Source organism: Cupriavidus sp. 05N39 (assembly GCF_056397325.1).
Genome location: NZ_JBFTNE010000005.1, coordinates 133,143 through 142,715, shown reverse-complemented (window position 1 = coordinate 142,715; position 9,573 = coordinate 133,143). Strand labels below are relative to the sequence as shown.

At 58.0% G+C, this 9,573-nt stretch carries 4 protein-coding genes and 2 pseudogenes; 4 read left to right on the top strand and 2 right to left on the bottom strand.

The features are described 5' to 3' along the window. The 4 genes and pseudogenes from AC1DN0_RS04525 to AC1DN0_RS04510 all read left to right on the top strand — a co-directional run. Positions 1 to 220, top strand: a pseudogene (locus tag AC1DN0_RS04525) (ISKra4-like element ISBusp5 family transposase); the annotation flags it as partial. A 2,029-nt stretch (positions 221 to 2,249) separates the two neighbouring features. Beyond that, positions 2,250 to 3,455 (top strand): IS110 family RNA-guided transposase, encoded by a 1,206-nt coding sequence (locus AC1DN0_RS04520; protein ID WP_441637596.1) that lies wholly within the window; start codon positions 2,250 to 2,252, stop codon positions 3,453 to 3,455. Positions 3,456 to 3,477: 22 nt separating this feature from the next. Then, positions 3,478 to 3,909: pseudogene (locus AC1DN0_RS04515) on the top strand (transposase); the annotation flags it as partial. 408 nt (positions 3,910 to 4,317) lie between these two features. Beyond that, positions 4,318 to 4,518 carry a hypothetical protein gene (locus AC1DN0_RS04510; protein WP_477104575.1) on the top strand — a complete coding sequence of 67 codons (201 nt, stop codon included), beginning with the start codon at positions 4,318 to 4,320 and terminating at the stop codon, positions 4,516 to 4,518. Between the two features lie 1,758 nt (positions 4,519 to 6,276). Here AC1DN0_RS04510 and AC1DN0_RS04505 read toward each other — a convergent pair. Continuing rightward, positions 6,277 to 7,254, bottom strand: coding sequence for a ParB/RepB/Spo0J family partition protein (locus AC1DN0_RS04505; protein WP_441634864.1), 978 nt, complete (start codon positions 7,252 to 7,254; stop codon positions 6,277 to 6,279). Between the two features lie 3 nt (positions 7,255 to 7,257). Continuing rightward, a complete protein-coding gene (locus AC1DN0_RS04500) occupies positions 7,258 to 8,460 on the bottom strand; it encodes a ParA family protein (RefSeq protein WP_441634862.1) in 1,203 nt (400 codons plus the stop codon). Between the last annotated feature and the right edge of the window lie 1,113 nt (positions 8,461 to 9,573).

Genomic DNA, 9,573 nt, shown 5'->3' with positions numbered 1-9,573 from the left:
CGCGACCGGCTTCGTCGAGTCATCTATCAATCGAATCGTTGGCCGTCGGATGTGTAAAAGCCAACATATGCGTTGGAGTCGTGCGGGAGCACACAGTGTCGTGCAAGTGCGCGTCGCCCTCTTGAACCAGGAATTCCACGAACTCGCTCRGCGGCAGTTTCCATGGATTGGCCAGMGACGTGTGTCTTGGCCCTGGYAAARAYCGCCCCRGGCTTTTTAACGGCTTCCCTCAACTCCAGCAGCCGTGGCGATACATTTTGGAGGGGCCCGCTGCTCGGAGATTCCTCTCGGCTTTTTCCTCCGTGGCCCGCTCAGCACTCTGGGTGGCCACCCCAAATCCGTTCACCTAAACCCATCCGTGCGCTTAGGTGCCTTTACGGGTGCGCAATCGGACGGCAGATCAAGCAGTCGGTGGTGGCGCAATGGAACGGGTTCATGAACGCACACGCGGCCGCGCAAGTAGTGTGGGTGGTGGAGATCCCAGTTGACTACTTCATCCCTCGCGAGCGTTGGCGATGCGCCGCGACCCACGCGTTGAGCTTGCTGATTGGGTTGCTCGGATCGAGGACCCGGGTAGCACTGCGGACCAGCTACCGTTGGCGCCGCGGAAGGCTCGCCCACAATCGGCGCAGCGGTAGCGGAGTCAGCCGCTCGCAATCGCGAAGCAGTTCATGCGATCCGGCTTCTGCCATCGCGCCGAACGTCGTACCGTGCAAGGCCACCACCCTACCGTGGCTAGCAACTGACGATTTGCACCAGCAGCCGGGGCGATTCAATAGCGAGGCCCGCTGCTCGGAATTTCCTCTCGGCTTCTTCCTCAATGGCCCCGCTCGGCACTCTGGGTGGGCACCCCAAATCCGTTCACCTAAACCCATCTGAGCGCTTGGGTGCCTTCACGGGTGCGCAATCGGACGGCAGATCAAGCAGTCGGTGGTGCGGCGGATACTACGATCACAACCGTCGCAGTCTGCGCTTCGAACCCCTTCACGTGCTGGCGCAAGACATGCGGTGCTCATCACGACGCACCGAAGATCGTGCGCATTCGTTCGGTGGCTATGATCTTCGGCTTAAGCTGCGGCCGCACGAGTCGCAACCGGCGAACACACCGATGAAATGCTATGCAGGGTCGTTGTACTGATTATCGGCATAGCATTCTGCTTGACAGTTTGGGCCTGTTAAATGCGGTAAGTGTCAGTTCATAATATAAATCAAATACTTACAGCTGGATTCCCGCCCAGGCTCACGAGCTGCGAGTTGCATGACGCTAGAAGTGGCTTCAGACCGTCAGCGCGCAATCAATACCTGCACCGGTTGGGGAACCATATCGGCCCGCCCCTTCTTTTAGGGCCGGTGGGCCTTTTAGGGAATCCAGATCGGCGACAGTGGTCAGGCCCCCGTTGTGCTGTTGTGCGCCCGCGCACTTCAGCGCCCGGCCCTTTGCCCGGATTTCACTGGCGCAAGGGTGCTTCTGTGCCGGACGAAACGAGGCTGACTGCCGTCCAAGATGATTCGGGCTCGTTTCGCCTTAGCACCCGGCACAGTGGATTTAGGTGAACGGATTTGGGGAAGGACTTCTCCCAGCACAGCTCTCGATTCATGGCACATTGACATCCTTCCGTCGCTCAGCTTTTGGCTGCTGCGCTTTGCGCGGAAAGGGAGGGTGGGAATTCCATCTATGAGCAGCACTTTGTCAAGCCATTTGGCGGAACTGGCTAGTCGATTTCGATCAAACTCCAGTATCTCCACTGCAGCGACCGATGGTGCGATATAACACAGGCGGCAACCCCTCGATGACCGAAAGATCACTGGTGCCCGCAAGCGACGTCACCGGACGCCGCGTGGCGAGCCCGGTACATAGCATGGTCCGAGAATCGTCGGTGACATTAGTGAGCGGCGCGAGCCGCATCCCGTTTGAGAGATCGGGTCGATTCTGATGCTTCCGCTGGTGCTGCCCTCAACCAACCAGCCGGGAGCAGGACATGGCCATGTGCACACGGGAAGACGATGAGATGCATCCGAACCCCATTACTATCTTCATGCCCCGATAATTGGGGCTTTGGCCAGCCAGGCCCAGCATGAATCTCGCCCCCAGTCGTCCATGATCCGGGGGGTGTTGTCACCGGGCCTGGTGGGTGACTGGTGATCGCTATTAGGGACTCGGCCGGAACATCCTGAGGCCGTCCGTAACGTGGACGCCGAGACTTGCCACCGTTGTTGCAGGCCAACCCGCTCAATCCGCCTAAACTTCGATGCAAGAAAACCAACAACATGACTCCGTCGATGTCTTCGTCGGCGTTGATGTAGGCAAAGGCCATCATGACGCTGTCGCGCTCGATCGGACCGGAAAGCGTCTGTACAACAAAGCGCTGCCCAACGATGAGGCCAAGCTGCGCGCCCTCATCACCGACCTCAAGGCGCACGGCCAACTCCTGTTCGTCGTCGATCAACCCGCCACCATTTGCGCGCTGCCGGTCGCAGCCGCCCGAGACGAAGGCGTCCTGGTCGCCTATCTGCCGGGTCCGGCCATGCGCCGCATCGCCGATCTGCACGCGGGCGAAGCCAAGACCGATGCCCGCGATGCCGCGATCATCGCCGAGGCCGCGCGATCGATGCCGCATACGCTGCGCTCGCTTCGACTCGCTGACGAGCCACTCGCTGGACTCACCGTGCTGTACCGTTTCGACGACGATCTGGCTGCCCAAATCACCCAAACCATTAACCGCATTCGCGGCCTGCTCACCCAGATACATCCCGCATCGGAACGGGTTCTGGGGCCTCGCCTGGACCATCCGGCCGTGCTCGATCTGCTCGAGCGCTACCCGTCGCCCGCCGAGCTTGCCTCGACCAGCGAGAAGACGCTCGCCAACCGCCTGACCAAACTCGCCCCGCGTATGGGCAAAGGCCTTGCGGGCGAAATCGTTCAGGCGCTCGGTGATCACGCTGTGGTCGCACCCGGCACGCAGGCAGCCACCACCGTCATGCCGCGTCTGGCCCAGCAACTCGCCGCCTTACGCAAACAGCGCGACGAGGTCGCCAGCGAAGTCGAGCGCCTGGTACATGCACACCCTCTTTGGCCGGTCCTGACCAGCATGCCTGGAGTCGGCGTCAGGACCGCCGCCAGACTCCTCACTGAGGTCGCACACAAAGCCTTCGCTTCGGCCGCGCATCTTGCCGCCTACGCCGGTCTCGCCCCGGTCACCCGCCGCTCAGGCTCGTCTATCTGCGGCGAACATCCGTCCGGGCGGGGCAACAAGGTACTCAAGAGAGCGCTGTTCCTCTCAGCCTTTGCAGCCTTGCGAGATCGGATATCGAGGGGCTATTACGCTCGCAAGGTCCAGCAGGGAAAGCGCCACAATCAGGCGCTCATCGCTCTTGCCAGAAGACGCTACGACGTGTTGTTCGTCATGCTGCGCGACGGCACCTTCTACCAGCCGAAATCTGCCCCGGGTGCTTGACGAAACGCATAGGGGCGCCCCTCAGTTCGACGCGCGTGCCGCGCTCGCGCGCTGGGCCGGCGTGGACCTGACCCGCATCAACGGGTTGGCCGTCACCTCGGTGCTATCGGAGATCGGGCCTGACTTGAGCCGCTTTACCAACGTCAAGCACTTCTGTTCCTGGCTGGGGCTGTGCCCCGGCACCAAGATCGGTGGCGGCAAGACGCTATCTTCCGGCACCCGACCCTCCGCTAACCGCGCCCGGCAGGCACTGAAAATGGCAGCCATGAGCCTGTCGCGCAGCCACTCGGCGCTCGGCGCCTTCTACCGCCAGCTTTGCGCCCGCATGGACAAGCCGCGCGCCAACACCGCGGTCGCCCACAAGCTCGCCCGCATGGTGCATTTCGCCCTCAAGCGCCGCGCTGCCACGCTGGGCTTCCAAATCACCCCAACAGCCCCAACCCCAACGCCCTAAAAACCCGCCGTTTCCATTTGTTTCTCATGAGAGGATCTACGGCGCTACGGGAGGATCTGTTCAGTCGCTTCGATGGCAAGGACTTTCCCGATCTCGTGGCATAGCGATGAGCCAAGATAGTGGGTGTTGGGTAACCCATCTGAGCAGGGGACGGCCATGGACAAGATTGCTCGTATAGGCGTGGATCTAGCCAAGAACCTGATCGTGATACACGGCGTGGATCGCATTAAGAAATGCGCTCTCACGGCGGACGCTTCTCGATCGGTTTGCGAGCCTCCAGCCCTGCCTGGTCGCGATGGAAGCGTGCAACGCAGCCCATTACTGTGACGCAAGCTGTACGCGCTCGACCATGAAGTCCGCCTGATCGCGCCGCAGTTCGCAGCGCCGTACCGCAAAGGCGGTCAGCACGTGAAGAACGACAAGCTGGATGCCGAAGCGATCTACGAGGCCGCAGGCCAGCCGCACATGCGCTTCATGCCGCTCAAAACGGCGGATCAGCAAAACGCGCTGGTGCTACACGCCGCCTTGAACCTACCTTCGATAGACGTCCGCCTACCCTCCCCTATGGCATTCGGGTCACTCGATGAATTTCTACTAGAAAACACTTAAAAATCAATGACTTAAGAAAATAACAAGATAGATGCCGTCTTGCTCCCCACTGTCTAGCAAGCGGGAAATAAATTTAAGTGATTGATTATAAACGACTTTCTAGTAGAAACGTCTTGGTAAGCCATCTACATCAACTTTACGGCTGTCCAACTCGAGCACCTTGCGCGCTAACAGCGTGGAGGCGCGCGGAAAGCCTGTCGACGTCATCCATCGCGGCGACGAGCGCGTCATCATCGAGGCTAGGGGACGGCAGGGGGCAGCTGACCGTCAACGACCCCAGCGCATTTCTGCGGCAGACGCTCCAATCCAGATGCGACAAAATGGGCCAAGCGCCCTACTTCCTAGCATTACGCATCTCGCGCAACCAACTCGCGCAAGCGCATTGCATGAACGAATCTGAATGGGCCGAAATCGCCCCAACGCCTCAGGCATTTCAAGGAAGCGTTTGCGGCCCATCGGAGGCTACACAGGTGAGCAGGTTAGCGCGCAGCACAACAATGAGGGTCCGGCACTGTCCACTTCTCAATTTCTGCTTGGGCATAAGGTCGGCTTTGGGACGGCCACGGCCTTGCCAACTAAGAACTCGGCGTTGAAATCGTCCCCGCCCTCAGCCGTCGGCCTCCGCAGTTTGCGCGGAATTGGGGAGGACGTCTCCTACGGCCCAGTGCCGGCATGACGCCGCTCGTTGAGTCCACTTCGGTTGGTTTCTGCTGCTGGCGGCATCACTGCACCTTTCACTTCACAGGCGAACTTGGCGGGTCCCTCCCTTACAACATTGACCGCCTCATCATCTGCAAGGCCAGTGCCTTGCTACATGAAGCGGCACCGATCCAGCGAAGCGGCGGATGTCGAGCGGCTGCTCGCCATCGGGCATCGGTTCGTATTCGAAGGTTTGATGTCATCGCATAGGTAATTCGCGACAGCAATCGACCCCAGTCAAGGATGGCTCCGCCCTGCGCGCTATCCCTCCGTGCCCAGATGGACGAGCATTGCCCCCTGAGCACCGCGTGACCCAGCAAACCGGGGCGCGCTCAAGCAGACTTCTATCCGGCCTAATGCAGACCAAGCCTGCCGCCCCGAACGGCTCATTGCCCACCAGCACGGCCCATGCAGTTCGCGCCGCCTTGTTGGCTAGCCACTACCGTCACGTTGGTAGTGCGACGGCACGCCGGCTGTTCACAACATAAGCCTTTGTCCTTGGCCCGGAACAGAACTGCCCTGGCTCCGTGGATTAGCAGCATGCGTAGATAGCGGCACCGTGTTAGCTGATCGCGCCGAGGCGCACCTTGCCCCCGTGCGATGCTGACGCGGCACCAGCCTGAGGTAGGCCGACAGTTACTGCCACGATTGGAAGTCGCGTGCATCGCCGATAGTGGTGACTAGCGCCGATGCCGTGAGCATGCCAATCCCTGAAATCGTCACCAAGCGCTGGCACTCTGGTTGCGTCTGGGACCAAGCCTCTATTTGTCCCTTCAGCCCGGCACTGTCTTTCGACGTCTCCCGCTTCATGGGGGGGCGAGGAGGCGGTGGTATCTGAACGTCACGGCGGATATGGCGCACCGGATGATGCCACCTAATACACGCCCGTGTCGGTGAAGTGGAGGGGACGGATAAGCAATGGCCTTGGTGTGCGGGGCGCAAGCATCGTGAGGCAAAATGAGAAAGGCCTGGATGAAAATCCAGGCCTTTCGTATTCAATCGAGAAGGGAAACTTATCGCACCATCATCTTATGGGACTCTCTTCCGCCGCGAAGGGCGTTAGTTTGCATCTCTGGACAGAGAAATCTCCTTCTCCAAGAAATCGACCAAGCGGGCCTCCCATTTCGCCGCATCCGCCACGTCTTTAAAGCGGATGGCAATCACGCCGTTCCGGCTTCCCACAACGCATATCTGTTTTTTGCCCAACTTGATGGTGCGAGTTTGACCCGGCTCCCTTGCGGATTTTGCCACCGCGGTCACAAAAGCCAAAGCCTGTTTTTGCGAGAACTTGGCATCGGTAGCCAAACGCTGTATGGCATCGACAACGAGGTCGGTCTTTTCGGGACGTTCCGCAATCACTGCAGCTAATTCGTAAGCGGCATTGGCGCCCAGACATCCTCGATCCGGGGCATTTCGGAGTGCTTGCAGCGCTTCCTCCGGAAGGCGCGCATAGGCGAACAGCTTAGTTAGTTGCGCCTCGCTGATCCCAGCACCAGCGGCGATGTCCCGCTGGCTACGGCCGGTCTGTTGCTGATGGCGATAAAAACCCTCGAATTTCTCAAAATCGGGAAGTGAAGGGGATAGCAGATTTGAGTAGAAAGCTGCTAGCTCGTGCTCCTCAGTACCCTCAAGGTGGGAGAAGATCGCCGGAATTGTCGTTCGCCCCAACTCTTTGAAGATGTGGAACCGATTGTGGCCAGCGATCAACTCAAGAGTGCCATCTGGTCGCCTAAACAGGGTCACGGGGTGCACGAGTGGGTTGACACGCAGGTTCTCTTTCAGTTCACAGTACTGCTCTGCGGTTAGCTTCCGGCGGCGCCCTGGTATCTCAACCACCTCCGTTATAGACACGTCGACCGCCTTCCCGAGGTTCGACTCCAGGTCGGCTGCCCGTTTCTCCGCAGCAGCGACCGCTGACTGGACTGCCAGCATGCGACCAGGTGAAGTCTTTGGTGCCGCGCCTGCAGGTGTAGGACTGGCCCCCGGTTTGACAGTGACGTTCGCAGTCTTCGCTAGCAATCTATCGCCGATACCCATTACTTATTCCTTAATTTTCCAAGCCCTTGTGAGCTTATCGTCGACGTGCAGCGCTAGCCGATCAAGCGGCTCGCGGAAGCGCTGGTAGGCTTCGACGCTTCCGTCCGGTTTGGAGAGGTCATAAACTGTGGACAGTTGTGCCGATGCCCCTTTCGGTACCGATGACTCGGGTATCTCGATATCCAGAACGCGTGAGCCGTAAGCCTTAACCATCCACTCGCGGACGACTTTGGATACGGCATCCGCCTTGACCTTGGTCAGGACAATATTGATGAAGTCGAAGCGCTTCGACTCGAGCAGACCTGGCAGCTTTTTCGCAATATCGGAGAACAAATGCCAGAACTGCGTAGAGCTGGCGAAGTCAAGTCCATCGGGCGGGCAAGGCATCAAAATGCCATCCGAGGCGATCAACGCGTTAATAGTGATGTAGCTAAGGGCAGGGGGAGTGTCTATCACGATCACATCGTATTTTTCGGAAAGCGGCAAGAGCCCCTTCCTCAAAATGTCCCAAAACTCGAAACCAGATTGCGAGAGGACTTTCGACGGGATTTCGAACTCGGCATCAAACAATGCTGAAGATGCTGGGATGAGGTCCAGGTTATGCCAGTATGTCGATTGGACCGCATAGTTCAATGTGGACTGGTCGCCGTAAATAAGCGGAAGTAACGTCTGGCTTTCGTCGATTTCCGCGTCTGGCGCCCAGCCGCAAAGCTGTGTGGTTGTACCTTGCGGATCGCAATCCACGATTAGCACCTTGCGTCCGAGCAGAGTTAACGCCTGGGCCAGACAGACTGCTGTCGTGGTCTTTGCCACGCCACCTTTGAAGTTGCCAACCGTGATCACGCGGCCCCGCGCACCATCTGGACGCGACATGCGGCCAGCCGCCGATTTCGCCCACGTAATGGTGTCTTCCAGGGTGAAGACTTTGGTCCGACCGTTTCCTTGCGATGTCCCTGAAGGCAAGCCGCCCTTTGACGCCAGGTAGTGAAAACGCGCCTTGTCTATCCCGCACATGCTAGCGATTTGCGTGCTCGTAAACGTCGGGGCTATTTTCCTAGGATAGGGCTCTAGCATTGCATCACGGATTTGACTGAATACGTCATTCGCCTGGGCAGCGACTTCGGCCAGCCCATCAATGGTAAGCGCCTCGTCACCTGTATTGTCCGGACGCGGGAACTCCGCTTTAAGTAGGCTGGTTCTTGCCATAGATTTGAAGGTTTCCTAGAAACAACCCAAAATGCTAAAAGTAGACGGTTTTCCTCGATTCGGAGGTTGGCCGTAGAATAGCTGTCAACTAGGTAAACCGCAAGCAGTTTACGTCACCTCCGTAACCACAGCAGCGACACGACCGGTCAGTTTTAAGGGACAAAGTCCTTGGTATAAGGGAAATACTGACATGCGATCTGAGATCAAAGGTTGCTGACCAATAGGAAGGGTGAAGCTTCAATGAGCACCTTGGAACGGCCTTTGGGCGAGTGGCTAGCTTCAGGAAAACATCTCATCCTGGCTAACCTTGTTTAAGTGCTTTAGTAAACACTGTAAACCTTTAAGTAAACCTTTAGCGCCTCAAGAACCGCGCCAGTAAAGGGCTGCAGGGTAGATAGGTGAAATCTCTTAGGGATTGGGTGAACTCTGTTGGGGCCAAGGGGTTGTGGATTTGGGGGACAGGTGAAACTGATTGGGTTGGGAAGGCTGTGGATTTGGGGAATTGGTGAAGTGTATTGAGGGGAAACCGGATCACCATCTCCAATGGCTCGAGGGTGAACTGTATTGGGGATATGCCAGGGTGAACGAATTTGGGGGGTGGCGTTACCAATCTGGGGCCGGTGCTAGGTGGCGGTTGTGAAGGGTGAAAGGATTTAGGGTGACCCTAAGGTGAAGGGTTTTGAGGCGGTGCGATGCTCGCATTTGGACCAATGCCCAAGGGCCGAGCCATAGGTGAAGTAATTTGGGGGCTTTGAAGGTGAAAGCCTTTGAGGCGGCACTTTGTAAGTGGTCACTCTCATTCATCCCACAAAGATAGATCATTGGTGAATGAATTTGGGGTAGATGAGGGTGAAGGTTTTTGGGGACCGAGAGCAAGTCAGCATCAGAATAGTTGCGTATGCATCACTAAATTTGTGATGAGGAGCATCAGGACTTGAGAACTGCCTTGTGAGTGCAGTAAAGGCCGCTTTGTGAACGCGCTAAATTCAAAAGCTACCCAAAAACCTTCACCTTTCGAGCCGCGCGCACCAGGGAGCCCAGCAGATTGCCCCTGCCTCCCCAAAAGGTGAATGAATTTGGGTGCCTTTCAGGCCTTAGGTGAAGTGTTTTGGG

Bases quoted from the DNA above. Each gene is read 5' to 3' on its own strand.
- AC1DN0_RS04520 (WP_441637596.1), top strand. From the start codon at position 2,250: ATGCAAGAAAACCAACAACATGACTCCGTCGATGTCTTCGTCGGCGTT.
- AC1DN0_RS04505 (WP_441634864.1), bottom strand. From the start codon at position 7,254: ATGGGTATCGGCGATAGATTGCTAGCGAAGACTGCGAACGTCACTGTC.
- AC1DN0_RS04500 (WP_441634862.1), bottom strand. From the start codon at position 8,460: ATGGCAAGAACCAGCCTACTTAAAGCGGAGTTCCCGCGTCCGGACAAT.